Annotated in this window: 25 protein-coding genes; 16 read left to right on the plus strand and 9 right to left on the minus strand. The window is 65.0% G+C overall.

Annotated features, from left to right (window positions below):
• Position 1 precedes the first annotated feature (1 nt).
• Positions 2 to 580 (minus strand): MarR family winged helix-turn-helix transcriptional regulator, encoded by a 579-nt coding sequence (locus ACVJ19_RS17360; protein ID WP_453950259.1) that lies wholly within the window; start codon positions 578 to 580, stop codon positions 2 to 4.
• Positions 581 to 1,216: 636 nt separating this feature from the next.
• Here ACVJ19_RS17360 and ACVJ19_RS17365 point away from each other — a divergent pair.
• Positions 1,217 to 2,104, plus strand: coding sequence for a dienelactone hydrolase family protein (locus ACVJ19_RS17365; RefSeq protein ID WP_453950260.1), 888 nt, complete (start codon positions 1,217 to 1,219; stop codon positions 2,102 to 2,104).
• A gap of 53 nt (positions 2,105 to 2,157) precedes the next feature.
• Here the strand turns inward: ACVJ19_RS17365 and ACVJ19_RS17370 are convergent, their stop codons facing one another.
• Positions 2,158 to 3,426: a serine hydrolase domain-containing protein gene (locus ACVJ19_RS17370; RefSeq protein WP_453950261.1), complete on the minus strand. Its 1,269-nt coding sequence runs from the start codon at positions 3,424 to 3,426 to the stop codon at positions 2,158 to 2,160.
• Positions 3,427 to 3,545: 119 nt separating this feature from the next.
• Positions 3,546 to 4,397, minus strand: a complete 852-nt coding sequence (locus ACVJ19_RS17375; RefSeq protein WP_453950262.1) for an SDR family oxidoreductase — start codon at positions 4,395 to 4,397, stop codon at positions 3,546 to 3,548.
• Positions 4,398 to 4,543: 146 nt separating this feature from the next.
• On the opposite strand from ACVJ19_RS17375, the gene ACVJ19_RS17380 reads away from it, so the two are divergent.
• Positions 4,544 to 5,260, plus strand: a complete 717-nt coding sequence (locus ACVJ19_RS17380; protein WP_453950263.1) for an HAD family hydrolase — start codon at positions 4,544 to 4,546, stop codon at positions 5,258 to 5,260.
• A gap of 67 nt (positions 5,261 to 5,327) precedes the next feature.
• On the opposite strand, the gene ACVJ19_RS17385 is transcribed toward ACVJ19_RS17380, so the two are convergent.
• Both ACVJ19_RS17385 and ACVJ19_RS17390 read right to left on the minus strand, forming a co-directional pair.
• On the minus strand, positions 5,328 to 5,735 hold the full coding sequence (locus ACVJ19_RS17385; protein WP_271585539.1) for a nuclear transport factor 2 family protein: 408 nt from the start codon (positions 5,733 to 5,735) through the stop codon (positions 5,328 to 5,330).
• 110 nt (positions 5,736 to 5,845) lie between these two features.
• Positions 5,846 to 7,330 carry a mannitol dehydrogenase family protein gene (locus ACVJ19_RS17390; RefSeq protein WP_453950264.1) on the minus strand — a complete coding sequence of 495 codons (1,485 nt, stop codon included), beginning with the start codon at positions 7,328 to 7,330 and terminating at the stop codon, positions 5,846 to 5,848.
• A gap of 140 nt (positions 7,331 to 7,470) precedes the next feature.
• Between ACVJ19_RS17390 and ACVJ19_RS17395 the strand changes: the two genes are divergently transcribed.
• The 6 genes from ACVJ19_RS17395 (at position 7,471) to uxuA (ending at position 13,683) form a co-directional block, all read left to right on the plus strand.
• Positions 7,471 to 8,286: a FadR/GntR family transcriptional regulator gene (locus ACVJ19_RS17395; protein WP_453950265.1), complete on the plus strand. Its 816-nt coding sequence runs from the start codon at positions 7,471 to 7,473 to the stop codon at positions 8,284 to 8,286.
• A gap of 89 nt (positions 8,287 to 8,375) precedes the next feature.
• Positions 8,376 to 9,335 (plus strand): sialic acid TRAP transporter substrate-binding protein SiaP, encoded by a 960-nt coding sequence (locus ACVJ19_RS17400; RefSeq protein WP_453955152.1) that lies wholly within the window; start codon positions 8,376 to 8,378, stop codon positions 9,333 to 9,335.
• A gap of 108 nt (positions 9,336 to 9,443) precedes the next feature.
• Complete coding sequence (locus tag ACVJ19_RS17405) at positions 9,444 to 10,022, plus strand: TRAP transporter small permease (RefSeq protein ID WP_453950266.1); 579 nt, start codon at positions 9,444 to 9,446, stop codon at positions 10,020 to 10,022.
• A gap of 4 nt (positions 10,023 to 10,026) precedes the next feature.
• Positions 10,027 to 11,433, plus strand: a complete 1,407-nt coding sequence (locus ACVJ19_RS17410) for a TRAP transporter large permease (protein WP_453950267.1) — start codon at positions 10,027 to 10,029, stop codon at positions 11,431 to 11,433.
• Positions 11,430 to 12,479 carry an L-idonate 5-dehydrogenase gene (locus ACVJ19_RS17415; RefSeq protein WP_453950268.1) on the plus strand — a complete coding sequence of 350 codons (1,050 nt, stop codon included), beginning with the start codon at positions 11,430 to 11,432 and terminating at the stop codon, positions 12,477 to 12,479. The genes ACVJ19_RS17410 and ACVJ19_RS17415 overlap by 4 nt, the downstream gene beginning before the upstream one ends.
• 13 nt (positions 12,480 to 12,492) lie before the next feature.
• A complete protein-coding gene (gene uxuA, locus ACVJ19_RS17420; RefSeq protein WP_453950269.1) occupies positions 12,493 to 13,683 on the plus strand; it encodes a mannonate dehydratase in 1,191 nt (396 codons plus the stop codon).
• A 170-nt stretch (positions 13,684 to 13,853) separates the two neighbouring features.
• On the opposite strand, the gene ACVJ19_RS17425 is transcribed toward uxuA, so the two are convergent.
• Positions 13,854 to 14,792 carry a LysR family transcriptional regulator gene (locus tag ACVJ19_RS17425; protein ID WP_453950270.1) on the minus strand — a complete coding sequence of 313 codons (939 nt, stop codon included), beginning with the start codon at positions 14,790 to 14,792 and terminating at the stop codon, positions 13,854 to 13,856.
• A gap of 211 nt (positions 14,793 to 15,003) precedes the next feature.
• On the opposite strand from ACVJ19_RS17425, the gene ACVJ19_RS17430 reads away from it, so the two are divergent.
• The 6 genes from ACVJ19_RS17430 to ACVJ19_RS17455 all read left to right on the plus strand — a co-directional run bounded on the left by ACVJ19_RS17430 (position 15,004) and on the right by ACVJ19_RS17455 (position 21,084).
• Positions 15,004 to 16,086 (plus strand): ABC transporter ATP-binding protein, encoded by a 1,083-nt coding sequence (locus tag ACVJ19_RS17430; protein WP_453950271.1) that lies wholly within the window; start codon positions 15,004 to 15,006, stop codon positions 16,084 to 16,086.
• Positions 16,087 to 16,122: 36 nt separating this feature from the next.
• Entirely contained in the window at positions 16,123 to 16,839 is a 717-nt protein-coding gene (locus tag ACVJ19_RS17435) for an HAD family hydrolase (protein ID WP_453950272.1), read from the plus strand.
• A 15-nt stretch (positions 16,840 to 16,854) separates the two neighbouring features.
• Positions 16,855 to 18,162, plus strand: a complete 1,308-nt coding sequence (locus tag ACVJ19_RS17440) for an NAD(P)/FAD-dependent oxidoreductase (protein WP_453950273.1) — start codon at positions 16,855 to 16,857, stop codon at positions 18,160 to 18,162.
• A 28-nt stretch (positions 18,163 to 18,190) separates the two neighbouring features.
• Positions 18,191 to 19,237, plus strand: coding sequence for an ABC transporter substrate-binding protein (locus ACVJ19_RS17445; protein ID WP_453950274.1), 1,047 nt, complete (start codon positions 18,191 to 18,193; stop codon positions 19,235 to 19,237).
• A 192-nt stretch (positions 19,238 to 19,429) separates the two neighbouring features.
• Complete coding sequence (locus ACVJ19_RS17450; RefSeq protein WP_453950275.1) at positions 19,430 to 20,302, plus strand: ABC transporter permease; 873 nt, start codon at positions 19,430 to 19,432, stop codon at positions 20,300 to 20,302.
• Positions 20,299 to 21,084: an ABC transporter permease gene (locus ACVJ19_RS17455; protein ID WP_453950276.1), complete on the plus strand. Its 786-nt coding sequence runs from the start codon at positions 20,299 to 20,301 to the stop codon at positions 21,082 to 21,084. The genes ACVJ19_RS17450 and ACVJ19_RS17455 overlap by 4 nt, the downstream gene beginning before the upstream one ends.
• Positions 21,085 to 21,261: 177 nt before the next feature.
• Here the strand turns inward: ACVJ19_RS17455 and ACVJ19_RS17460 are convergent, their stop codons facing one another.
• Positions 21,262 to 21,912: a TetR family transcriptional regulator gene (locus ACVJ19_RS17460; RefSeq protein ID WP_453950277.1), complete on the minus strand. Its 651-nt coding sequence runs from the start codon at positions 21,910 to 21,912 to the stop codon at positions 21,262 to 21,264.
• Positions 21,913 to 22,119: 207 nt separating this feature from the next.
• On the opposite strand from ACVJ19_RS17460, the gene ACVJ19_RS17465 reads away from it, so the two are divergent.
• Together ACVJ19_RS17465 and ACVJ19_RS17470 are read left to right on the plus strand one after the other, a co-directional pair.
• Positions 22,120 to 23,460 carry an MFS transporter gene (locus tag ACVJ19_RS17465; protein WP_453950278.1) on the plus strand — a complete coding sequence of 447 codons (1,341 nt, stop codon included), beginning with the start codon at positions 22,120 to 22,122 and terminating at the stop codon, positions 23,458 to 23,460.
• Positions 23,461 to 23,483: 23 nt separating this feature from the next.
• Positions 23,484 to 24,983 carry a carboxylesterase family protein gene (locus tag ACVJ19_RS17470; protein WP_453950279.1) on the plus strand — a complete coding sequence of 500 codons (1,500 nt, stop codon included), beginning with the start codon at positions 23,484 to 23,486 and terminating at the stop codon, positions 24,981 to 24,983.
• A gap of 37 nt (positions 24,984 to 25,020) precedes the next feature.
• Here ACVJ19_RS17470 and ACVJ19_RS17475 read toward each other — a convergent pair whose 3' ends face one another.
• On the minus strand, positions 25,021 to 25,473 hold the full coding sequence (locus ACVJ19_RS17475; protein WP_453950280.1) for a universal stress protein: 453 nt from the start codon (positions 25,471 to 25,473) through the stop codon (positions 25,021 to 25,023).
• A gap of 74 nt (positions 25,474 to 25,547) precedes the next feature.
• Positions 25,548 to 25,976 (minus strand): universal stress protein, encoded by a 429-nt coding sequence (locus ACVJ19_RS17480; RefSeq protein ID WP_453950281.1) that lies wholly within the window; start codon positions 25,974 to 25,976, stop codon positions 25,548 to 25,550.
• Positions 25,977 to 26,236: the final 260 nt, after the last annotated feature.

The following is a 26,236-nucleotide window of genomic DNA, read 5'->3' on the forward strand; positions in this document are numbered from 1 at the left end:
TCTACTGGCGGTGGTGCTCGAAGCTGGTGCAGAGCAGATCGACTTCGGGCTCCGCGATCGGTGCGCGAAACAGGCGGCAGGAGAACTCGACCGTCGTCTTGCCGTCCGCGCTGGTACGATCTTCCCGGAGGAAGATGCAGCGCTTGCAGACGTCGGTATGGTGCCGCTGCTCGGCCGCATCGGACTGATCCAGCACGTGGCGGAGCGCGTCGCGAAAGCGGATCTTGGCCTCATCGTCGAGCACGCCGATTGCGTCGACGAGAACGTTGACGGGGTCGCGCGCCAGGAACTTCTTGCCCTGCTGCGTGACGCTCAGCATCACCGACCGCTTGTCCTTGGCCGAGCGCTTTCGTTCGATATATCCGAGCCGTTCGAGCTCGCCGATGATGAACGAGGCGGTACCGCGCGTGGTGCCGACGTAACTCGCGAGCGCCGAGGGTGTGCGGGAAAACCGGTTGGCGCGGGAGAGGAAGCGCAGCGCCATCCACTCGCGATCGCGCAAGCCGTGCTTGGTGCCTTCGAACCACAGGATCCGTGCGACCTGCTCCACCAGTTCAATCGATTCACGAGCCAAGTTCATTTCAATTCCGGATCGGATCAAGCTTTATTCAATTGAGCCTTTGGGGAGCGCAATCTGGGTGGACGACAATGAAGCTCTCGGGCGATCCTTCGTCCCTGGCCGGACGGCTGAGCGCGCCTTGGGAGGACGCTTCTCCGTTGCCGGAGATGGAACTTCCGGCCGTGGAACTAGAGCGTCACGAAGAAAGTTCGGGTGAATCACACGGCTCAACTCTTCGGAAAATTTCAGTCAAATGATTGTGCTTCACGCGGCGGAATCCGATGGCGCGCAGCATCCGGGCAACATGATGTGTCGTTGCCGTCACTGTGGAGCCCATTTGTTGCGGCGGAGCGTTTCGAATTGCGTGAAGCGGCGGCGGATCTGCAGCTTCTGACCGCGTGGAGCGGGGCGGGAGAACAACAATTTTGGGTTAATGGATGTTGCGCCGCAGTGTGGCTACGCGGTTAAAGCCCGCACACGATCAGCCCGCGGCGGAGGCCTGATCTGGTTGGGTGGCGCCTAATCCTTCAGCGGTTCTCGCGTCGACGAAGGGGCCGGCCCGGTGCTCGCAGGCTGGTGACTTGCGTTTGTCCGGCAACTATTGGCGAATGCGGCGCCCCAGGGGCATCAGCATGGGAAGTAGGAAGGGAAAGACCGATGAGCTTTGAAACCACCATGACATCCGACGTCGTCGGGCTGACGAAAGTCGCTCCGCTCTCGCGCCGCGGATTCATGAGCGCCACCGCGGCCGTCGCCGCTGGCTACACGCTCGCGGCCGGTCCGGTCCGTGCTGACATCATCACGACGGATACCAGCGGCCTTCAGGCCGGCGATGCCAGGATCAAGGTCGGCTCCGAGGAGATGCCTGCCTATTTCGCCCGCCCGGCCGGCAACACCAAGGCGCCGGTGATCATCGTGGCGATGGAGATTTTCGGCCTGCACGAATACATCAAGGACGTGACGCGGCGCCTCGCCAAGCTCGGCGCCTTTGCCATTGCGCCCGACTATTACTTCCGCAAAGGCGTCGATCTGACGAGGGTCACCGAGGTCAAGGACCTGTTGCCGATCGTCAACTCCAAGCCGGATGCCGAGTTGCTGTCCGACCTTGACGCGGTGGCTGCATGGGCGGGATCGCAGGGCGGCGACACGGCAAAGCCCGGCATCATCGGCTTCTGCCGCGGCGGGCGCACCGTCTGGGAATATGCCGCCCATAGCGGCACGCTCAAGGCCGGTGTCGCCTTCTACGGGACGGTGGTTGACCCCGCCAATCCGCTGTGGCCGAAGAGCCCGATGCAGCTCGCTCCGGAGATGAAGGCGCCGGTGCTCGGCCTCTACGGCGGCGCCGATACCGGCATTCCCGTCGCCCAGGTCGAGCAGCTCAAGGCTGCGCTCGAACAGAACAAAAAGACGGCCGAGTTCAAGATCTATCCCGATGCGCCGCACGGCTTCCACGCCGACTATCGCGGCAGCTACCGCAGGGACGCGGCGGACGATGCGTGGAAGCAGGCCGAGGCCTGGTTCAAGAAGTACGGCGTGTTGAGCTGACAGCGACTTTTAAGGGCGGCCCGAGTGGCCGCCCCTTCTTTATCGAGACGCGGTCACTCCGTCATCGCGCCGTAGACGATGTCCTGGACCTGCTCGCGATAATATTTCCTGAGCTCTCCCGGCGCGGCCGTGCCCACCACGACGACGAGGCGCTCCTTCGGATCGCAGAAGAACTGCGTCCCGTAGGCGCCGTTCCAGGTGAACTCGCCGGGATTGCCGGGGACCGACGACAGGCCCTCGCTGGTGCGAACCGCGACCGAAAGGCCAAAGCCGAAGCCGCCGCGATGCGGCTCGATGTTCGCCACGTTGTTCTTGATCTCGGGGCCGAGGTGATTGGTCGTCATGTGATGCACGGTCTTCGGGCCGAGGATGCGCTGGCCGTCGAGCTCGCCGCCGTTGAGAAGCATCTGCCCGAAGCGGATGTAATCGCCGACCGTCGCGAATGAGCAGGCGCCGCCGCAATCGAATTTTGTCGGCGTGTCGAGCAGCTTGATGGCCTGCGGCTTGCCGGTCAGCGGATCGTTGGCGAACGGGCGGGCGAGGCGAGGGCGCTGCGCGTTGGTCGGGTGGAAGGTCGCGTCCTTCATGCCGAGCGGCTGCCAGACATTGGCGGCGAGATAGTCGCCGAGCTTCTGCTCGCTCACCTTCTCGACCACGGCGCCAAGCACGTCGATCGAAAAACCGTATTCGAACTCCGTCGAGGGCTGATGCGCCAGCGGCAGTTTTGCGATGCGGTCGATAAAGGCCTGGGTGTCGCCCTCGATCGCGGGCGCGATGCCATCGGGATATTGCCGCGCCACCGGGCTCGATGAATCCGGGCGGCCGCCATACATCAATCCGGACGTATGCCGATAGAGATCGTGGATGAAGATCGGCGAGGCCTGCGGCTCGAGCTTGAGCGAGCCGTCGCTCTGGGGCACGCCGACCTTCATGTCGGCAAAGCCGGGATAGTAATCGGACAGCCTAGCCTGAAGCGGCAACTGGCCCTTTTCCATCAGCGTCAGGCCGGCGACCGCCGCCATCGGCTTGGTCATCGAGGCCAGTGCGAAGATCGCATCAACCGGCATCGGCGTGCCCTTGTCCGGATCGAGCATGCCGTAGGCCTTGTAGTGCACGAGCTTGCCGTCCCGCGCGATCGCAACGACCGCGCCGGGGACGCGCTTGGCCGCGATCTCGCGTGCGAAGAAACTGTCGAGCCGCGCAAGACCCTGCTTCGAGAGACCGGCGTCATCCGGATTGGTTTCGGGCAGCGGCGCGGCGCGCGCTGAACCGAGCGTGATGGCGGCAGCCGCCGCCGCGATCATGGCGATCGTCTTGTTCATTCTATCCTCCCAGGCGAGCTCGTTGTGCGGTGGCTCGCTCGATGGCTAGATCAGGACCGCGCTGGAGCGAAGTCAAGCGCGGGCAGCGCATGTCTGGGAGGCGCCGCAGATGTCGGAACCTATCGGCCTTCGCCTGCGCGCCACAGTGCATCCAGGGCCTGGCGATAGGTTGGATAAGCCAGCGTGACGCCGAGCTCGCGCTTCAGTTTCGCGTTGGAGACACGGGCGCTGCTGGCATAGAAGCTGCGCGCCATTGCCGACATCTCGGCGGTCTCGAACGCTTCTTCCGGCGGCGGCGCAACGCCCATGAGCTGCGCGGCATAGGCGATCACGTCCTGCGGCGGCGCGGGCTCGTCGTCGCAGACGTTCCAGGTGCCGCCGCTCCCGTGTTGAATGGCGGCCATGATCGCGCTCGCAATGTCATCGACGTGGATGCGGTTGAAGACCTGCCCCGGCTTGATGATGCGCCGGGCCGTGCCAGTTCGCAGCGTCACCAGCGCGTTGCGGCCGGGACCATAGATGCCGGCGAGCCGCAGGATCGCGGCATCGCCGTGTGTCAAGTCGGTCCAGGCCTGTTCGGCTGCGACCCGCATGCGTGTGCGCTCGAGCGTTGCCTGCGGCGGCGTGGTCTCGTCGACCCATCCACCGGCGTGATCGCCGTAGACGCCGATGGTGGAGAGATAGACGACCACCTTGCGGCGGCCGGCCGCCAGCACGTCGCCGAACGCCGCGATGGCGGGATCGCTGGTGGTGCCGGGCGGGATCGATATGAGAAGGACATCGGCGCTGCGGACCAGTTCGGGCGTCTCGCGGGTGGGAGCATCGCCGGAAAAGGCGTGCACCTCGATGCCGGCGAGGTCGTTTCGCTCTCCGGGATCGCGCACGGTGCCGGCGACATGCGAGAAGCTGCCGCCGAACTTGCGGGCGAAATGCCGGGCACTGTAGCCGAGGCCGAGGATGAACAGCCGCATGCGTCTCCCGTGCAGGTCGGAGTTCCCGTCGCGCCAGCTGCGCGCCAGTCGCTCATAAGAGATTTTTGGGTCCGGCAAAAGATATTGCGATTTGTCTCGGCCGCCAGTGCAGGCGATGGTCGCCCGTCATCGTCAAGGGAGGGATCATGCAGGCAGACGCGGTCACCCTGGCGCCACCGGGTGCCGCGGAGCTGATCCGGCACGCGGCCGCGCTGATCTTCGATGTCGACGGCACGCTGGCAGAGACCGAGGAGCTGCATCGGCAGGCCTTCAATCATGCCTTCGTCCGCCAGGGTCTCGGCTGGCATTGGGACCGCGCCGTCTACAAGGACCTGCTGCGTGTGACGGGCGGCAAGGAGCGCATGCGCGCCTACCACGCAAGGCTGGGAAGCGCCCCGCCTTTGTCGGATGTGGACATCGCCGAGCTTCACCGCATCAAGACCGCGCATTATGCCGAGCTGATCGAGACCGGCTGCTGTCCGTTGCGGCCGGGCGTGGCGGATCTGCTCGCTGCGGCGAAGGCGCGCGGCCAGCAGCTCGCGATCGCGACCACCACTTCGCATGGCAACATCGATGCGCTGCTGTCACAGGCGCTGGGGACGCACTGGGTGACGGATTTCGATGCGATCGTTGCCGGCGATGACGTGCGGCAGAAAAAGCCGGCACCCGACGTCTATCTCGAAATCCTGGCGCGGCTGAAACTCGACGCGGTCGACTGTCTCGCGATCGAGGATTCCGCCAACGGGCTGATCGCGGCCTCGCGCGCCGGAGTTCCCGTTCTCATCACCCGCAGCATGTTCTTTGGGGATGACGACTTCAGCGCGGCGCGGGTCGTGCTGGAGGATCTGTCGGGGCTTGGATGAGGCCGCTAACAAAAAAGTCGGAAAACAACCCCATGCACAGTACATCACGCCCGCGTGTTCGCCCTCTTCAGTGGACGCGGCGGCTCGTTCTATCGTCCTCAGCCTGCTCGACAATCTGGGCGATCGGGCTCGACTGGTGATGCACCAGGCGCCAGCCGTCGCCGACGCGCCGAAAATGGTTGGCAGCGGCCAAAGCGGTGCCGTCGACGATCTCGATGCAGAGCACGCGCGCGCTGTCGCCGTCGACGATCGCCTGCGGTTCGGCACAGACGATCTGCGGCCGCTGCGGGTTCTGCAGGATGTCGCGCCAGCTTCCGATCACCGTGGCGCGCCCGATGATGGCCGGCCAGCCGGGATGGATGCAGGAAATGCCGTCGTCGTCCGCCCACATCCGTTCCATGCCGGCGAAGTCGCCGCTGGAGAAGGCGGCATAGAAGGCCGCGTTCGCGGCGATGACCTTGCTGTCCTTTGCCATGCCTCTCGGGTGCGGCAATGACAGGCAAAAATCAAGCGCGACTTGCGTTTGATTTTACGTTCGATTTTGACCGCAGTGCAGCATTGAGGACGCCGCTGCCTGCTTTGTGATCAGGCCGAAACGAGCGTCTCCACCGCCCGCCGCGCGCCGTCCTGATAGAGACGGCCGAGCGCCGCGGTGACGGCCTCGCGCAGGCGCGGCTCAGTGCCCAGCGGTCCGAACACCTTGTCGACCCCGAGCAGGGCCGGCGCGAGCCGTTCGGCCACGGGACCGGCCTCGCGCGCCAGGCCTGCGAACTCGGCGGCAAGGGGATCGCGCACGTCGATGGCGCGGCCCTGCTCGTCTGTTGCGGTGACGTAGCGCATCCATCCGGCGACCGCGAGCGCGTGGGTTGCGATCGGCAGGTTCCTGGCGAGGCGATCCTGCATCGCACCGAGCAGGCGCTGCGGCAGCTTTTGCGAGCCGTCCATGGCGATCTGCCAGGTGCGATGATGCAGCGCCGGGTTGGCGAAGCGCTTGAGCAGCGAGGCGCGATAGGCGGCGAGGTCCGTCCCTGCAGGCATCGTCAGCGTCACCGCGGCCTCTTCCATCACCCGCGCGGCGAGGCGCGCGAAGTGCGGATCCCGCATGGTGTCGGCGATGGTCTCGTAGCCGCCGAGATAGCCGAGATAGGCGAGCGCGGAATGGCTGGCGTTGAGCAGCCGCAGCTTCATCAGCTCGAACGGCTTGACGTCGGTGACGAGCTCTACGCCTGCGGCGGCAAGATCGGGCCGGCCCGCGGTGAAGCGATCCTCCACCACCCATTGCGTGAACGGCTCGGTCATGACCGGCCAGGCGTCGCGAAAGCCGAGCGCGTTCGAGACCGCATCGCGGTCGGCATCCGTCGTTTCCGGCACGATGCGATCGACCATGGTGCAGGGAAAGGCGGCCGCATCCGCGATCCACTTGCCGAGATCCTTGGAGCGGAGCGCGGCGAACTGCGTCACGATCCGCTGCACGGTGTGGCCGTTGGCGGCGAGGTTGTCGCAGCACAGCACGGTGAAGGGCGAAAGTCCCTGCGCACGCCGGCGCGCCAGCGCAGCCACGATGAAGCCGGGCGCCGAGCGCGGCGCGTCAAAATTGTTGAGGTCGTGCACGACGTCGGGATGCCGCTCGTCGAGATCGCCGGTCTGCGGCGTGTGGCAATAGCCCTTCTCGGTGACGGTGAGCGAGACGATGCGGATGGCGGGATCGGCCATCCGCTCGACCAGCGCTGCCGGCTTCTCGCGCGCGACGACGCTGTCGAGCAGGGCACCAATGACGCGGTGCTCGGTGCCTTCGGCGGCGCGTACGGCAACAGTATAGAGATGATCCTGCGGGGCGAGGGCGTCGCGCGTATCCGGGCTGCGCAGGCTCGCGCCGATGATGCCCCAGGACATGCTGCCGCTGGCAAGGCAATCGTCGATGACGACGGCCTGATGCGCGCGATGAAAGGCCCCGAGGCCGAGATGCACGATGCCGGGCGTGACGCGCGAACGGTCATAGGCCGGACGGCGGATGCCAGGTGGCAGCCGGTCGAGATTGGCGCGGCCAAGACGCTCTGAATTAAGCCGCATAGGACGTCTCCCCATTGCTTTGCCGCTGCTTGACATGGCGCCCGTCCTCGGTCAATGCTCCGGTCAATTGGTAAGACCAATTTTCCAAAAATTGGCGGGCCGGGGCGGACGACCCCCGCGACCCTTCGGGGAGGACCAGCGTGCCGCTGGAAGCTGTGGAGGCGAGACGGCTCTATCGCCAGGTCGCCGATCAATTGCGAAGCCTGATCGACAGCGGCGAGTACGCGGTCGGCAGCCGCTTGCCGACCGAGCGCGAGCTCGCCGAGCAGCTCAAGGTATCGCGGCCGACGGTGCGCGAAGCCCTGATCGCGCTCGAGGTCGAAGGCCGCGTCCGCATCCGCGTCGGGTCCGGCATCTATGTGATCGAGCCTGCCGCCGTTGCGGCGCCTGCACCCGCTGCTGTCATCGAGGGGCCGTTCGAGCTGTTGCGTGCCCGCGAATTCCTGGAAAGCGCCATCGCCGAGCAGGCCGCGCGCGTCGCGACCAAAGACGATCTGGCCCGCATCGACGCCTCGCTTGTCGCGATGGAGAATGTCGAGCATCCCGGCGAAGCCTCGATGGTGCACGATCGCGCGTTCCATGTCGCGATCGCCGGAAGTCTCGGCAATGCCGTTCTGGTGCGCGTGGTCGGCGAGCTGTTCGACCAGCGTCTCAATCCCTATTTCGCGAAGCTTGCGCATTATTTCGAGAGCCCGGGCACGTGGCGCACCGCGCTCGACGAGCATCGCGCCGTGCGCGACGCCATCGCGGCGCATGATCCGGACGCCGCACGCAAGGCGATGCGCGATCATCTGGCGCGGTCCCAGGAACGCTTTGCACAGAACTTTGGCGCCGAGAGCGCGGCAGGACCGATTTCGGGTCGCAGCCGTACGGTGCGAGCGCCGGTAAAGCCATCGAAGCCGAAACCGGCTTCGAAGAAGAAGCAGGCTGCGAGCGGCAGTGCGCGGCGGCGATGAGATTGGGCGGCCCGCATCCGTTTAGGGGGCGGGCGAACAAGAAGCAGACTTGAACGATGGAGGAAAAGTCAGTGTTGAAGAAGATGACGATGATGCTCGCGGTCTCCGCCGCGGCGATGTTTGCCACGACCCATGCCGGCATGGCGCAGACCAAGCTCAAATGGGCCCATGTCTACGAGACCTCGGAGCCGTTCCACACCGCTTCGGTCTGGGCTGCGCAGGAGATCGGCAAGCGCACCAACGGGCGCTACACGGTCGACGTCTATCCGGCCTCGCAGCTCGGCAAGGAGGCCGACATCAACCAGGGCCTCTCGCTCGGTTCCGTCGACATCATCATCTCCGGCTCGAGCTTTGCGGCTAAGAGTTTTGCGCCGATCGGCGTGACCTATTATCCCTACACCTTCCGCGATGCCGATCATCTGCTCGCCTACACCAAGAGCGACATCTTCAAGGAGCTCGCCAAGGGCTATGAGGACAAGAGCGGCCACCACATCGTCGCGGTGACCTATTACGGCGTGCGCCAGACCTCGTCGAACAAGCCGATCAAGAGCTGCGCCGATCTCAAGGGCCTGAAGATGCGCGTGCCCGACGTGCCGGCGTATCTCGCAATGCCGCGCGCCTGCGGCGCCAACACCGCGCCGATCGCCTTCGCCGAAGTCTATCTCGCGCTGCAGAACGGCACCGTCGAGGCGCAGGAGAATCCGCTGACCACGATCGAGGCCAAGAAGTTCTACGAGGTGCAGAAGCACATCGTGCTGACCGGCCACATCGTCGACCACCTCAACACGGTGGTGGCGGGCGCGCTCTGGAAGAAGCTCAGCGACGAGGACAAGAAGATCTTCACCGACGTCGCGCAGGAGGCCGCTGCCAAGGCGACCGCGGAGATCAAGCAGAACGAAGCCAAGCTGGTCGCCTTCTTCAAGGAGAAGGGCCTGACCGTGACCGAGGTCGACAAGAACGAGTTCCGCGACACCGTGCTGAAGAACGTCGCGTTCGAGACCTTCGGCTATCGCAAGGCCGATTGGGAACGGATTCAGGCGGTGAAGTGACCGAAGGTCATCCCGGGGCGGTCCGCAGGACCGAACCCGGGATCTCGAGGTTCCGGGTTCGACGCTGACGCGTCGCCCCGGAACGACGATTTGGAGAGAGGTAATCCCATGTCGACCGCCGAAATACACCGGCAGATCACCGCGGACGAGATCGCCCATACCTTCGAGGAGGAGGCGGCGCCGAAGGTCGATTTCGGCATCTACGCTTTCGAGGATTGGGTGGCGCTGGCGATCTTCTGGGTGATGACGCTCGCCGTCTTCCTCCAGTTCTTCACCCGCTACGTCCTCAACGACAGCTATGCCTGGACCGAGGAGATCGCGACCTACTGTCTGATCGGCGTGGTCTTCATCGGCTCCTCGATGTGCGTGCGACTGTCGCGGCACATCCAGGTCGACCTGATCTACCGCTATCTGCCGCATCGCGTGGCGCGCGCGCTGTCTACAGTGATCGACCTGATCCGGATCGCCTTCTTCGGCTACGCCATCAAGCTGGTCTGGGTCTACATCCAGATCATCGGCGACGAGTCCATGACCACGATCAATCTTCCCAAGGATTACGTCTATTACGCCGTGCTGGCCGGCTTCGTGCTGATGTTCGTACGCTCGTTGCAGGTCGCGCTGCAACATCTGCGACAGGGCTATTCGATCCTCGAGCGTCCCGGCGCCTACGACGGTTTTGAAGGATAATCTCATGCTGCTGTTGCTTGGAGGCTTCCTCGTCCTGATGCTGCTCGGCGTCCCCGTGGCGATTGCCATGGCCGCGTCGTCGCTGCTCTACATCCTGGTCAGCGGCGTGACGCCCGACGTCACGCTGGCACAGCGGATGATCGCCGGCGTCGAGAGCTTTCCGCTGCTCGCCGTACCGTTCTTCATCCTGGCCGGTAACCTCATGAACATCGCCGGCGTGACCGGGCGCATCTACAAATTCGCGGTCGCGCTGGTCGGCTGGATGCGCGGCGGCCTCGGCCACGTCAACATCATCGGCTCGGTGATCTTCTCCGGCATGTCCGGCACCGCGATCGCGGACGCTGCCGGCCTCGGCACCATCGAGATCAAGGCGATGAAGGACCACGGCTACTCCACCGAGTTCTCGGTCGGCGTCACCGCGGCCTCCGCGACGCTTGGGCCCATCATCCCGCCGTCGCTGCCCTTCGTGATCTACGGCATGATGGCGAACGTCTCGATCGGCGCGCTGTTCCTGGGCGGCGTCATACCCGGCATCGTCATGACGCTGCTGATGATGGCGACCGTCACTTATTTCGCGCACAAGAACAAATGGGGCAGCGATACGCCGTTCTCCTGGCCGCAGCTCGGATCGGCCGGCCTCGAGATTGCCATCGTGCTCGCTTTCCCGATGGCGATCTGGCTGATGGTGCTGGCCGGCATGTCGGTCAACATGGCCGTCGTCATTGGTCTCGGCACGCTGCTCATTATCGACTGGTACTTCGACTTCTCCGCGGTGATGGCGCTGATGGCGCCGGTGATCCTGATCGGCGGCATGACGCTCGGCTGGTTCACGCCGACGGAAGCCGCGGTCGCGGCCGTGATCTGGTCGCTGTTCCTCGGCCTCATCCGTTACCGCACCATGACGCTGAAGACGGTGGCGAAGGCGACCTTCGATACCATCGAGACCACGGCCTCGGTGCTGTTCATCGTCACCGCAGCCTCGATCTTCGCCTGGCTGCTGACGGTGTCGCAGGCCGCCCAGATGCTCTCAGACTGGATGCTCAGCATCACCCATAACAAATGGGTGTTCCTGGCGCTCGCCAACGTGCTGATCCTGTTCGTCGGCTGCTTCATCGACACCACGGCGGCGATCACCATCCTGGTGCCGATCCTGCTGCCGATCGTGCTCAAGCTCGGCATCGATCCGATCCATTTCGGTCTGATCATGACGCTGAACCTGATGATCGGTCTGTTGCATCCGCCGCTCGGCATGGTGCTGTTCGTGCTCGCCCGCGTCGCAAAGCTCTCGGTCGAGCGCACGACGGTGGCGATCCTGCCCTGGCTGGTGCCGCTGATGCTCGCGCTGATCGCGATCACCTACATTCCCGAACTGACCCTCTGGCTGCCTAAATACATGGGACTCTCCAAATGACCTCGACTGCTCTCGCCGCAACCCTGTTCGGCCCCGAAGACCTGCGCATGATCGAGCATCCGCTCGACAACCTCGCCGACGGCATGGTGCGCATCCGCTTCGGCGCCGGCGGCATCTGCGGCTCGGACATGCACTACTTCCGACATGCCCGCACCGGCGATTTCGTGGTGAAGTCGCCGCTGGTGCTCGGCCACGAGATCTCGGGCGAGGTCGTGGAGATTTCCGGCTCTGCCGCCAATCTGAAGGTCGGCGACCGCGTTGCCGTCAACCCGTCGCGCTGGTGCGGCCATTGCGTCGCCTGCCGCGAGGGCCGGCCCAACCTGTGCGAGAACATCTACTTCATGGGCTCGGCCTCGAAGACGCCGCACATGCAGGGCGGCTTCGCCAAATACTTCGACGCGATCCCGGCGCAGTGCGTGAAGATTCCGGATCACGTCTCGTACCAGGCCGCGGCGCTGGCCGAGCCGCTTGCGGTCTGCCTGCACGCGGTCGCACGCGCCGGCAACATCGAGGGCAAGCGCGGCATCATCTTCGGTGCCGGCCCGATCGGGCTCCTGACCATGCTCGCCGCACACCGCGCCGGCATGGCCGACGTCACGGTCGCCGACATCGCGCCGGCGCCGCTGGCCTTTGCGACCAAGCTCGGCGCCTCGCACGTCGAGAATGTCGCTGCCGGCGAGGAGGGCTTGAAGGCGCAGGCCGCTGCACGTCCCTATGACGTCGCCTTCGAAGTCTCTGGCACGGCCGCGGGCCTTGCGAGCGCGATCGGCATCGTCAGGCGCGGCGGTGTGGTGGTGCAGATCGGCAATTTGCCCGGCGGCCAGATCCCGACGCCGTCGAACGCGGTGATGGCCAAGGAGATCGACCTGCGCGGTTCGTTCCGTTTCGGCTTCGAGTTCATGACCGCGGTGGAACTGATCGGCAACGGCAGCGTCGACGTGCTGTCGCTGGTGACCGCCGAGCGGCCGCTGTCGACCGCGCCTGACGCGCTGCGGCTGGCGCTCGACCGCTCGCAGAGCGTCAAGGTCGTGCTGACCGCGAACTGATTGGAGAACGCGCATGATGCTCGAGGGATGGCGCTGGTACGGGCCCGATGATCCGGTCTCGCTCGATGACGTCAGGCAGGCCGGGGCGAGCGATATCGTCTCGGCGCTGCATCAGGTGCCGATCGGGGAGGCCTGGACGCGCAAGGCGGTCGAAGAGCGCAAGAATTTCATCGAGAACGGCCAGCCCGGCCGCTCAAAGCTGACCTGGTCGGTGGTGGAATCGATTCCGATCCCCGACGACGTCAAGCGTCTGGGCGGAAAGGCGACGAAGTCGATCGAGGCCTGGATCGCCAGCCTGGAGGCCGTCGCCGCCAGCGGCATCAAGATCATCTGCTACAATTTCATGCCTGTGGTCGACTGGTGCCGCACCGACCTCGAATGGGAGCTGCCGAACGGCGCCCGCGCCATGCGTTTCGACCAGGACCGCTTTGCCGCGTTCGAGCTGCACATCCTGAAGCGCCCGGCCGCCGCGCAGGAATATTCGCCCGAGCAGCAGGCGCGCGCGAAGGCGCTGTTCGACAAGATGAGCCAGGCCGACATCGACTATCTCGTCATGGTCATCGCCAGCGCGCTGCCGGGCTCGACCACCGAGCCGATGACGATCCCGCAATTCCGCGACCGGCTGGAAACCTATCGCGACATCACGCCAAAAATCCTGCGGCAACACCTCGCCGAGTTCCTCGCGCGTGTCGCGCCGGTCGCCGAGCAGCTCGGCGTGTCCCTGACGCTGCATCCGGACGATCCGCCGCGGCCGCTGTTCGGTCTGCCGCGCATCGCATCCAGCGCCGACGACTATCAGGCGCTGTTCGATGCCGTGCCGTCGAAGGCGAACGGCATCTGCCTGTGCACGGGCTCGCTCGGCGTGCGTGCCGAAAACAATCTGCCTGAAATGGCCGAACGCTTCGGCCCGCGCATCGCGTTTGCCCATCTGCGTGCGACCAAGCGTGAGGCCGATGGCCTGTCGTTCTACGAGTCCGATCATCTCGACGGCGACGTCGACATGATCGCGGTGCTCAAGGCGCTGCTGAAGGAGAACGCGCGGCGCGCGCAGGACAAGCGAATCGTGTTCCGGCCCGATCACGGCCACCGCATGCTGGACGATCTCGCCACCACCAAGCGCACCAATCCCGGCTACACCGCGATCGGCCGCCTCCGCGGCCTCGCCGAGCTCCGCGGTGCGATCAGGGCGATCGAGCATCGGTAGAGGCGCTTCGCCTCTCCCCGCTCGCGGGGAGAGGCCGGAATTCGAGCGCAGCTTGAATTCCGGGTGAGGGGGACTCTCCGCGAGTCCAACTCTCACCGTGACTGCGGAAGCAGCCCCTCACCCCGACCCTCTCCCCGTAAGAACGGGGAGAGGGAGCACCACAGCTTCACTTAGTAACACGCCTCCATCGCGCCGAGCTTCGGATAGAGCCGGTCGATCGCGGCGATCTCGCTGTGCATCTGCGCGATGATCCAGTCGCGGATCTCGGCGGCGATCGGGCGCATCAAGCGGTTGCGCGGCGGCAAGAATTCACAGATGCGGCGCGTGGTGGTGAGCGTGTCGGAGGCCGGCACCAGCGCGCCGGTGAGCAGCCAGTGCGAGGCGACCGTCAGCCAGCCGAGCGCGATGCCCTGGCCGAGTAGGGCGGCCTGCACCACGACGGCATAATCGGTGAAGCTGAGCGCCTTGGCCGCGCCGCGGCGCCCGGTGAGGAGCGAGGCGTAATCCGCGGCCCAATCGCCCGGCGTTTCGGCGAGGCGGATGATGGTGTTGCCCTCGGTCGGATCGGTTTCGCCGAGATAGCCGGGGCTGCACATCGGCAGCATCACTTCCTTCATGATCAGCGTGCCGCCGGACGACGGCTCTTCGCGATCGCGGAAGCGCATGCCGAGATCGACATTCTCCACCGGCCCGCGCAGCGCGCCGGAGATGAGCTGGAAGCGTAGATCGACTTGCGGAAACTGCTTCTGCAGCTTGTCGATGCGCGGCATCAGCCAATGCGTGGTGAAGGCGGAGGAGACCGACAGCGTCACCGTCTCTGTGCCCTTGCGCCGCCGCTCGATCTCGACGAGCCCGCTCTCGATGCTGCGGAAGCCTTCGAGCACGCGGCGATAGAGCAGCTCGCCTTCCTCGGTGAGCACCGCGCGGCCGGCCTTGCGATCGAACAGGCGAACGCCGAGATGCTCCTCGAACTGGCCGAGCATCCGGCTCACCGCCGGCTGCGTCACGTTCAATTCGGCGGCCGCCGCGGTGAAGCTGCCATTGCGCGCCGCTGCGTCGAAGACGAACAGGGCGTTGCTGGACGGCAGCATGCGGCGGAGCTCGGGCATAACGTCATGTTATGAGCGCGGTGAGAATTTGGCAATTGCCGAGTTTTGCCAAGTCTGGTGTCATTGGCATGACAGCCTAAACACAGAGGCTTCCGGAGAAGTTTGGTTGCAGCGCACGCTGCAACCACGAGTGCTCCAGACCCCTGTCTATAAAGCAAGCTTATGGCGTGCAGTGAGGCATGCCAGCGAAGGGACATGGCGAGGACGATCGTTGGACAAGCGAGCGGAAAGCGTCGAGATCAGGTCCGCCAGCAAGGCCTATGGCGCCGTTCGCGCCCTCGACGACGTTTCGCTCAATGTCGGCGCCGGTGAATTCGTCTCGCTGCTCGGCCCCTCCGGCTCCGGCAAGACCACGCTGCTCGGCATTTTGGGCGGCTTCATCCTTCCGACGTCGGGCACAATTCTCTTCGGTGGCCGCGACGTCACCTGGATGCCGCCGCACAAGCGCGACATCGGCGTCGTCTTCCAGAACTACGCGCTGTTCCCCCATATGAGCGTCGGCGAGAACGTCGCCTTTCCCCTGCGCGCGCGGCGCCTGCCGAAAGCGAGCTGGCCCGACAAGGTGCGCGCGGCGCTCGCTATGGTTGGCCTTGCCGGCTATGAGGAGCGCGGCATCGCGCAGCTCTCCGGCGGCCAGCGCCAGCGCGTGGCCCTCGCACGCGCCATGATCTTCGAGCCGCGCCTGATCCTGATGGACGAGCCGCTCTCCGCGCTCGACAAGCAGCTCCGCGAATCCATGCAGATCGAGCTGCGCGCGCTGCACAAGCGCATCGGTGCCACCATCATCTACGTCACCCACGACCAGCGCGAGGCGCTGACCATGAGCGACCGCGTCGCCGTCATGAAGGACGGCCGGCTGATCCAGATCGACGAGCCGGCGCGGCTGCACGATCATCCCGCCGATTCCTTCGTCGCCAGCTTCATCGGCGAAGCGACGATGCTGCCGGTCCGCCGGGTCGATGCCTCCAGCGTCGCGCTCGGCAATGCCTTGCTGCGCAGTGCGCGCGCCATTCCCGATGGCGATGCCCTGATGCTGGCCGTGCACAGCGAAAAGCTGTTGATCGACGACGGCGCGCAGGATGCCGCCTGCAACCGCCTGACCGGGACCGTCACCGACATCGTCTACCAGGGCGAGAGCCTGCGCATTTTCCTCGCGCTCGCCGATGGCATCGCGCTCAGCCTGCGCCAGCCGAGCTACCACCAGGCGTATCACCGCATTCCGCCGCTCGGCGGCAGCCTCACCGTCACGCTCCACCCCGAGGACACCATTGTCGTCCCCAGGGTGGGGGACTGAACTTCAGCCTCATCCAACCCGAGAGAAGAAACTGATATGTCGACCCAAGCCGCGTTCAGCAATTTCAAGGTCCTCACCTTCGACGTCGTCGGCACCTTGATCGATTTCGAGACCGGCGTGCTCTCCGCGGTGCGCAAGATCTCGGGCAAGACGCCGGCCGAGCTCAGCGACGACAAGATTTTCGAATCCTACAAGCGCGGCCGCGACAAGCATTACGAGCGCTCGAGCGAGGTCATGTTCCACGTCTATCGCTACCTCGCGCAGGAGCTTGGGCTGCCCGCTGACGATGCCTCCTGCGACGTGTTCCAGCTCGCTGTGCTGCGCTGGGGCCCGTTCTCCGATTCCGTCGAAGCGCTCAAGCGCCTGCGTACGAAATTCCGCCTGGTCGCGATGACCAATGCCGACCGCGTCGCGTTGTCGTGCTACGCACATGCGCTCGGCAATCCCTTCGACGACACCGTCTGCGCCGACGACACTGGCGTTGCAAAACCGAACCCGGAATTCTTCGCCTACAACAAGGGGCGCCAGTCTGCCTTCGGTTACAAGCAGTCCGACATCCTGCACGTCGCGCAGAGCCAGTACCATGACATCGGGATCGCGCGAAAACTCGGCTACAAGGTGTGCTGGATCGAGCGCCGCCAGGGCATCGCCGGTTTCGGCGGCACGCCGGCGGTGGAGACGCTGACCAAGCCGGACTTCCATTTCCCGACCCTGAAGGCGCTTGCCGACGCCGCGATCGGCCCGGCGGCGTAACGGATGAGCGGCGGCATGACACGGGACTGGAGCGCGCTGCCATCGGTCAATTCGCTGTGGGAAGCCACGGCGGATCCGGCGCGCGACTATCCCGTGCTGTCGGGCGAGCAACAGGCCGATGTGGTGATCATCGGAGCCGGCTACACCGGCCTCTCCGCCGCGCACCACATCGCCAAGAGCGGGCTCAGCCCCGTCGTGCTCGAGGCCAACCGCCCCGGCTGGGGCGCGAGCGGGCGCAATGGTGGCGTGATCACCGCGAAATTCCGCCTCTCGTTCCGCGAGATCGACGCCGTGCACGGCCGCGCCATGGCGCGGCGCATGTACGAGATCGCGCATGAATCGACCGACATGGTCGAGGAGCTCGTCTCCGAGTTCGGCATCACCAGCGCGAACCTCACCCGCACCGGCCAGGTCAAGGCCGCGCATAACGAGACCACGCTGAAGGCCGCGATCGACGAGGCCAACTGGATGACGCGCGAGATGGGCTCGGCCGAGGTCCGCATCCTCGACAAGAGCGGCGTGCGCGAGGAGACCGGTTCCGACATCTTCGTCGGCGGCGTGCTCAATCCCGGCTCCGGCGGCATCCATCCGCTCAACTATCTGCGCGGCCTTGCCGATGGCGTCGCGCGCCGCGGCGTTCCGATCTTCCAGGAGTCGCCGGTCGTCAAGCTTCGGCGCGACAAGGACGGCATCGTCGCCGAGACGCCGCGAGGCGTTGTGCGCGCCAAGCAGGCGATCATCGCCACCAACAGCTATTCGGATCTGACCGGCGCGACCGCACATCTGCAACGCACGCTGATCCCGTTCCGCAGCGCCATGGTCGCGACCGAGCGGCTTCCCGGCAATCTTGCGGGAAAGCTGATGCCGACGGGGCGCACCCACACCGAGACCAAGCGCATGATGCGCTGGTTCCGCATGGTCGACAACCGCGTGATCTTTGGCGGCCGCGGGGCCTTCGGCAAGCAGGATTCGCAGGCCGCGTTCGACGCCTTGCGCAAGGCGATGGTCGGCATCTTTCCCGACCTCGCCGATGTCCCGCTCGCCTACAAATGGTCGGGCCTCGTCGCGATGACGCTGGATTCGGTGCCGCATATCGGCCGGCTCGACGACCGCACGCTGTTCTCGGTCGGCTACAACGGCGCCGGCGTTGCGATGTCGAGCCTGATGGGCCGGTATCTGGCCGCCTTCGTACGGGGGGAGACGCCTGACGTCGGCCTGCTCGATGCGCGGCGCATGAAAGCGATTCCGTTCTATCCGCTGCGTGAGCCCGCCGTGCGCATGGTCGCCGGCTGGTACCAGTTTCTCGATGCGATCGGTCAGTGAGATCTCTTTGGCGATGGAGGAGGCGAGGATGACGATGAAGCAGAAATTTGGATTGGGCTGCGCGCTGCTGGGCGCAATTGGATTGACCAGCGCGGCGGATGCCGCCGAGCAGATCACCTTCGTCTCGCAAGGCGGCGCCTATCAGCAGGCGCAGACGGTGGCGATCCTCGATCCCTCCGCCAAGAAGCTCGGCATCACCATCAACCAGGACTCCATTCCCGACGCCTGGCCGGCGATCAAGACGCAGGTCGGCAGCGGCAAGCCGATCTGGGACGTCGTCGACACCCCGACCGGCAACTGCCTGCGCGGCGGCGAGCAGGGGCTGATCGAGAAGCTCGACTTCTCGAAGATTCCAAACGGCGCGGCGATGCCGGAGGCCTATCGCAGTCCCTATTCGGTGTCCTACGAGTTCTATTCCAGCGTGCTGTCCTACAGCCAGAAGACCTTCCCGAAGGACGCGCCGAACAGCTGGGCCGATTTCTGGGACGTGAAGAAATTTCCCGGCCGCCGCGCGCTGCGCAACCACCCGTTCGCGACGCTCGAGGCCGCGCTGATGGCCGACGGCGTCGCGCCGGACAAGCTCTACCCGCTCGACGTCGACCGCGCCTTCAGGAAGCTGGAAGAGATCAAGCCGCACATCACGGTGTGGTGGACATCTGGTGCGCAGTCGGCACAGCTGCTCAACGACGGTGAGGTCGACATGGAGATGGCCTGGAACGGCCGCGTCAGCGCGGTCGCCAAGGAGGGCGCCAAGGTCGCCTTCACCTACAACCAGGGCATTTTGCAGAGCACCTCGCTGTGCATCCTCAAGGGCGCGCCGAATCTCGAAACCGCGGTGAAGTTCCTCAACGAAGCCGTCGATCCCGTGCACCAGGCCAATCTGCCGCTGCACATCGACTACGGTCCGGGCAATCCCAAGGCGTTCGAGACGGGCGTGATCAAGCCCGAGCGCGCCGCGCAATTGCCGAGCGAACCGGCCAATGCGGCCAAGCAGGCGCTGATGTCCTATGCGTGGTGGTCCTCGCCGGCCGGCGAGGCCGCCGAGAAGCGCTGGGCGTCGTTCATGCAGAAGTAGCGGAGTCGCGATGAGCGCAAGTCGTGCCAGAGCTGACGGTGCGCTCCCTCCCCCGCTTGCGGGGGAGGGCTGGGGAGAGGGTGTCTCCGCAATGATCGCTCCCCAAGAGGACAGAACCCTCACCCGGATCGCTCTCGCGATCCGACCTCTCCCGCAAGCGGGAGAGGTGCAGCACCCGAGATGAGCGAGCGAATGCTGACGACATCCTTGCCAGATCCCTCCCAAAAACATCAGCGCCGCGAGCACGGCCTGATGCTGGCATTGGTGTCGCCGGCGCTGCTGGTGATCCTGGCTCTGATCGTGCTGCCGGTTGGCTGGCTCGCCTGGCAGTCGATCTACGATGACGGCTTCACGCTGGAGAACTATCGTCGCGTCTTCACCGAGGACGTCTACTGGCGCAGCTTTGCGCTGACCTTCGAGATCAGCCTCGCGGTCACTGGAATCGCGCTGCTGCTCGGCTATCCCGTGGCCTATCTCGCCAATTCGGTGCCGAAGGGGTGGAGCATCCTCATCCTGTCGCTGGTCGTGCTGCCGTTCTGGACGTCCGTTCTGGTCCGTGCCTATGCCTGGCTGGCGCTGCTGCAGCGCACCGGCGTGATCAACCAGTTCCTGCGCTATATGGATGTGATCTCGGAGCCGCTCGCGCTGGTCCACAACACGTTCGGCACGGTGGTCGCGACCGTGCATATCCTGCTGCCCTTCATGGTGCTGCCGCTTTACGCCACCATGCAGAAGATCCCGAACGATCTCATGCAGGCCGGCGCCAGCCTGGGCGCGAGCCCGTCGCTGACCTTCATGCGCGTCTTCCTGCCGCTGTCGCTGCCGGGCGTGCTCGCCGGCTGCACCATGGTGTTCGTGCTCTGCCTCGGCTTCTACATCACGCCGGAGCTGCTCGGCGGCGGACGCACCGTGATGGTGTCGATGCTGGTGAGCCGCAATGTCGAGCTCTACAACCAGTTCGGGGCTGCGAGCGCGGTTGCCGTGGTGCTGCTCCTCAGCGTGCTCGCGATCTTCTTCGTCGTCAGCCGCTTCATTTCGCTCGATCGCGTGCTGGGGCAGAAATGATGCGCGCCTCGCCCGCACGGATTGCCCTCTACGTGATCAGCGCGCTGGTGCTGGTCTATCTGATCCTCCCCGTCCTGATCATCGCGCCGATCTCGTTCTCCAGTGCGCGCTTCCTGACCTTCCCGCCGCCGTCCTTCTCGCTGCGCTGGTACCAGCAGTATTTCTCGAATCCGGCCTGGATGCAGGCGACGAGGGTGACGCTGACGGTTGCCCTGCTGACCGTCCTGATCGCGACGCCGCTCGGCGTTGCCGCGGCCTATGCCATCAGCCAGTCGAAGCTGCGGATCATGCGGCTGATCCATATGGCGCTGCTGCTGCCGCTGGTGGTGCCGATCATCATCACCGCGGTCGGCATCTTCTTCGTCTATGCCAAGGTCGGCCTGGTCGCGACCATGCCCGGCCTCGTGCTGGCGAACGTGATGCTGGGCCTGCCCTATGTCGTCATCTCCGTGCTGGCGGGCCTGCAGAGCTTCGACCCCGCGCAGGAGATGGTGGCGCGTAGCCTCGGCATGAACCGCCTGCGCAGCTTCTTCGCGGTGACGCTGCCGCAGATCAAGTCCAGCGTGGTTGCCGGCGGCATCTTCGCCTTCATCTCGGCGATGGACGAGACCATCGTCGCGCTGTTCATCTCGGGCGGCCAGTATCAGCCGCTGACCAAGCGCATGTTCACCGCGCTCCGCGACGAGATCGATCCCACCATCGCCGCGATCTCGACGCTGATGACGGCGGCGTCCTTCATGCTGGTGCTGCTGGCGAGCACGCGGCAGAAGAGGGGTGGGTGATTCTTGTTCGTCGTCCTGGCGAAAGCCAGGACCCATTACCCCAGGGAGTTGTTGCGGCGGGAACTGGTAACCCCGGGTCTTCGCCAAACGATGTTCGGTGGTTATGGGTCCTGGCCTTCGCCAGGACGACACTGAATATGTAGCGGCCGCTTTCGACTGCAGCGCGCGGTCGCAGCCTCACCCCTTCGCCGCCAGCCACGCCAAGATCATCTCCACGATCTGCGCCCGGCTCTTCGCCAGCACCTTCGGCTCGCTCAGATCACGATCGAACAGCGCCCCAAAGGTGTGGCGGTTGGCGACGCGGAAGAAGCAGTAGGAGGAGATGGCGAGGTGCAGGTCGATGGCGTCGACGTCGTCGCGGAAGACACCCTCCGTGCGGCCGCGCTTCAAGATGCCGTCCAGCGTTGCGATCACGCTGGCGTTGAGCTGGCGCAGCTGCACATTCTGCTTCAGGTGCTTGCCGTGGTGGATGTTCTCGATTGAGACGAGGCGGATGAAGTTCGGGTTGCGCTCGTCGTGGTCGAAGGTCGCCTCGATCAGCCGGCGCAGGCCCTCGCGGGCGTCGCAGCTTTCGATGTCGAGCTGGTCCTCCAGCGCACGGATGCTGCGATAGGCCTCCTCCAGCACTGCGAGGTAGAGCTGCTCCTTGCCGCCGAAATAGTAATAGATCATCCGCTTCGACGTGCGCGTCCGCGCCGCGATCGCATCGACGCGGGCGCCGGAATAGCCCTCCGAGGCGAATTCGGCCATCGCCACTTCGAGGATGTCGCGCTTGGTGCGCTCGGGGTCGTTGGTGCGCTTCGATGGGGGCGGCATGCGCTCGAGCATTGCTGTTTCTCCCGCCAGTTTCCACGGATCACCTTGAAGGTGAAGGCAAATTTCGTCCGTCCCGGCCGTGATCCAACGCGTATTGCATAAACGTACTAGTTCGTACATTATCGATTCAAACCAAGGCTGCGGCAACAAGAACCAGAAAACGCGCGCGAGGCGGACGGCCTGACGCGAACCGCACCGGACACATGGGGGAGGAATTTCATGACGTTGACGTCAACCGCATCGCTGCACGCATCATCCGGCGCGGAAGCCACGCAAAACAAGCTGCCCAAGCGCGCCGCGCTGGTCAGCTTCGTCGGCAGCATGCTCGAATACTACGACTTCTTCATCTACGGCACCGCGGCGGCGCTGATCTTCCCAAAAGTGTTCTTCGCCAATGTCGATCCCGGCACAGCAACGCTGCTCGCGTTGCTCTCCTTCGGCATCGGCTATATCGCGCGGCCCGTCGGTGCGGTCATCCTCGGTCATTTCGGCGACCGCATCGGCCGCAAGACGGTGCTGCTGTTCACGCTGGTGCTGATGGGCGGCTCGACGCTCGCGATCGGGCTGTTGCCGGACGCCAAGACGATCGGCAATGCCGCGCCTGTTATCCTGACGCTGCTGCGCCTGTTGCAGGGGCTCTCGGCTGCCGGTGAGCAAAGCGGGGCGAACTCGTTGACGCTGGAGCATTCCGCCAACTCCAACCGCGCGTTCTTCACGAGCTGGACGCTGAGCGGCACCCAGGCCGGCGCGATTCTGGCGACGCTGGTATTCATCCCGGTGTCGAGCCTGCCCGAAGACCAGCTGCTGAGCTGGGGCTGGCGCATCCCGTTCCTGCTGTCGTTCTTCGTGCTGGTCGTCGCCTACCTGGTGCGGCGGACCATGCCGGAAACGCCCGTGTTCGAGGACATCAAGGACAAGGCGCAAGTCGCGCGCTTCCCGGTGGTTGCACTGCTGCGCGACTACTGGCCCGACGTGCTGCGCGTCATCGTCTGCGCGCTGATCGCGACCGTCAGCACCATGACCGCCGTGTTCGCGCTCGGCTATGCGACGTCCAAGTTCGGCGTGGCGCGTCCGACCATGCTGTGGGCCGGCGTGCTCGGCAATGTCACCGCGCTGATCACCCAGCCGCTCTGGGCCCTGCTCGCGGACAAGATCGGCCGCAAGCCGGTGTTCATCGGCGGCGTGCTCGGCTGCGCCGTGCTGCTGTTCCCCTATTTCATGCTGGTGACCTCGGGCAACACGATCGCGATCTTCGCCGCCGCGATGATCCTGTCCGGCGTTGTCTACGCCGCGCCGAACGCGATCTGGCCGTCGTTCTACGCCGAGATGTTCGAGGCGCGCGTGCGCTATTCCGGCACCGCGATCGGCACCCAGCTCGGCTTCCTCGCCGCCGGCTTCACGCCGCTGGTGAGCGCGAGCCTGGTGGGTGAGGGGCCGAACGGCTGGGTCCCTGTTGCGATCTTCGTGGCCTGTTGCTGCGTGATCTCGGCGGCGGCCGCGGCGACCGCGCGCGAAACCCACACCGTCGACATCGCCGATCTCGGCAAGCGCCGCGCTTGAGTGAAAGACAGGGTAACGACCGCATGCTAACCAACGCAGTTTCGACCACGAGCGGGCCTGTCATCGGCGTCGAGCAAGGAACGGTGCGTGCCTTCAAGGGCGTGCCGTTCGCCATCGCGCAGCGATTTGCCAAGGCAACGCGGCCGCACGCGTGGACGGAGCCGCGCCGCTGCACCGACTACGGCGCTTTCGCTCCGCAGCCCGGTCATATCGAGCAGGCAGATGAGGAATCCTGTCTCAGCCTGAACATCTGGACACCGACTGGGACGGATCGGCCGCTGCCGGTGATGTTCTTCATTCACGGCGGCGCCTTCGTCACCGGCGGCGGCGCCGACTATGACGGCGGCTTCCTCGCCAAGCACGGTCCGGCGGTGATCGTCACCATCAACTACCGGCTCGGCCCGCTCGGCTTCCTGCAACTGCATCGTCACGGCCTGGGCGAGGCGAACAACCTCGCGCTCCAGGATGCGCTCGCCGCGCTCGACTGGGTGCATGCCAATATCGCAAACTTCGGCGGCGATCCGAATGCGATTACGCTGTCCGGCCAGTCGGCCGGCGCCTCCATGGTGATTGTGCTCGCAACCCTGCCACAGGCCAAAGGCAAGTTCATCCGTGCCCTCGCGCTCAGCGCGCCCGGCCGGACCATCATGAGCGCCGATCATGCTGACGAGGTCGCACGCCGTGTGGACAACGAGCTCGAACTGGCGCACGATCCGGCCGCGATCAGGTCTGTGCCGCTGCCAAAGCTCTTCGCGGTGGTGGAGCGGGTTGGTCGCAGGCTCGCCGATGAGACGGAGTCGGGTACTGTGTTCGGCCCGGTGCTCGACGGCACCGTGATCGCGCGCGAGCCGCGCGACGTCTTCGCTGAGGGCAGCTTGCGCGACATTCCGCTCTGGCTCGGTTCCTGTCGCGACGAGATGGCGATGTTCCTGAAGAGCACGCCACCCGCTGCGATGATCCGCACCACCGAGCGTCAGGTGCGCAACGCATTCGGCGATGCCGGCTGGGGACGCCTGCTGTCCTATTACCGCGCCACCGCGCGTCCAGACGAAGATCCATACGAGGCGCTGCTGTCTGATGCATTCTGGCATCGCCCGATGGCCGATCTCGCGCGGCTTCATGCTGCGGCCGGCGGCAAGGTGTGGTTGAGCCGGTTCGACCATCGTCCGGCGCTGGAGCCGTTCCTGTCGCAGGGGCCGACCCACGGTGCCAACAATGCCTGCCTCTGGGCGCATCTGCCTGACTTCATTGATCGTCCGATCCTAAAGCGAAAGGGCGGTCCGATGACGCCCGCGGATATCGACGTCGCCGCGCAGTTTCAGGCGAGCCTGCTGCGCTTCGTCACATCAGGTGAGCCGGACGTTGCGGAAGCCTGGCCGCGGTTCGAGCCGGACCGGGAGCCTCTCGCCATCTTCGGCCAGCCGTTTCATGTTGTGCCGCTCAATGAGGGGGCGCGCTGCCGCGTTTGGGCGGAGCTCCGCTCGGGTACCAACGAGGAGAAGAAAATCAGGGAGGCCGGATGAGAAGAATGCCGGGCACGCTCGGCGGAACTCGGCGCTTTTAGTGTACGACCAACACCGGCACGCTTCCGTCGGCCAAGACCTCCGATGTTTGACTCCCCAGGAATAACTTCTTGAGACCGCGGCGCCCATGAGAGCCCATGACGATCAAGTCGCAGCCTCCCGACTTTGCTGTTTCGATGATCGCGGTGGCCGGGTGCGCATTCGGAACGTGCAGGAGTTCTGCGGATATCCCGGCTTGCTCTGCCATAGCTCGCGCTTCGTCGAGGACTTTGCCCGCACGTTCCTTGCAGGCCGCGTCGAAGCTATCAATTTCCTGCTGCGACGGTATCCATCCCGAGGCGTGTCCGCTCCCGTAGTCGATTGGCAGTGATTCCGTCACGGCGATGACGGTTACCTTGGCCTTCAAGGCCTTTGCCAAAGCAATCCCATGCTTGATGCCGTTTCTTGCGACGTCCGATCCGTCCGTGCTTAGGAGAATCCGGGTGTACATTTGGAGGCTCGCTTTCTGGACGACCCTGTCGCCATCTTCCGGAGCGATGGTTTGACTTCAACAGGGTTCCACATTCATGGACAGACCAGGACGGGGGTCTTTGCGTGCGTCAGCACCTTGTTCGTCACGCTCCCGATGAGAAGCGCGGCGAGTCCGCTGCGCCCATGCGACGACATGACGATGAGATCGCAGCCTTTGTCCGCGGCTGCTGCGATGATGGCCTGATGGGGTTGCCCGTTCTCCGCTTGAATCGTCTCGCAGGAGACACCGGCCGTCCTGGCCGCATTTGCCGCGCCGTCCAGTACGCTCGTGGCCTGTTCCTTGCGCAGCTCGGCATATGTTGCGACTGCTTCAAGGAACCGGCCTGACACTTCGGAGAATGGTTCCACAACGAAGATGAAGGATACGGTGGCGCCAAGGGATTTCGCCAGCGCCAATCCGTGCGCCACCCCACGCTCCGCTAGCTTAGACCCGTCTGTCGGAATGAGAATGTGCCGGTACATGCTTTACCTCCCGATTGTCCGGACGTATCGCTGCCTTGCGAAGATAGGCTAGCTCGCGTTCCGAATGCAGTCTTGAGATAAATCAACCTGTTGGATCATCGTGCCGTGATCCGGATGTCCGCAATTGGCACAACCTCGGTAGGGCGATCGCATATGAAGAAAAACGTGGCGGGCAGCTTGCCTGCGGCCCATCCTAATGGCGGGCCCTCAGGATGAGGGCGGAGTGCGCGGCGGCAATTTCAACGGGGGCAATGCTGCTT

This window comes from Bradyrhizobium sp. USDA 376, assembly GCF_054063675.1.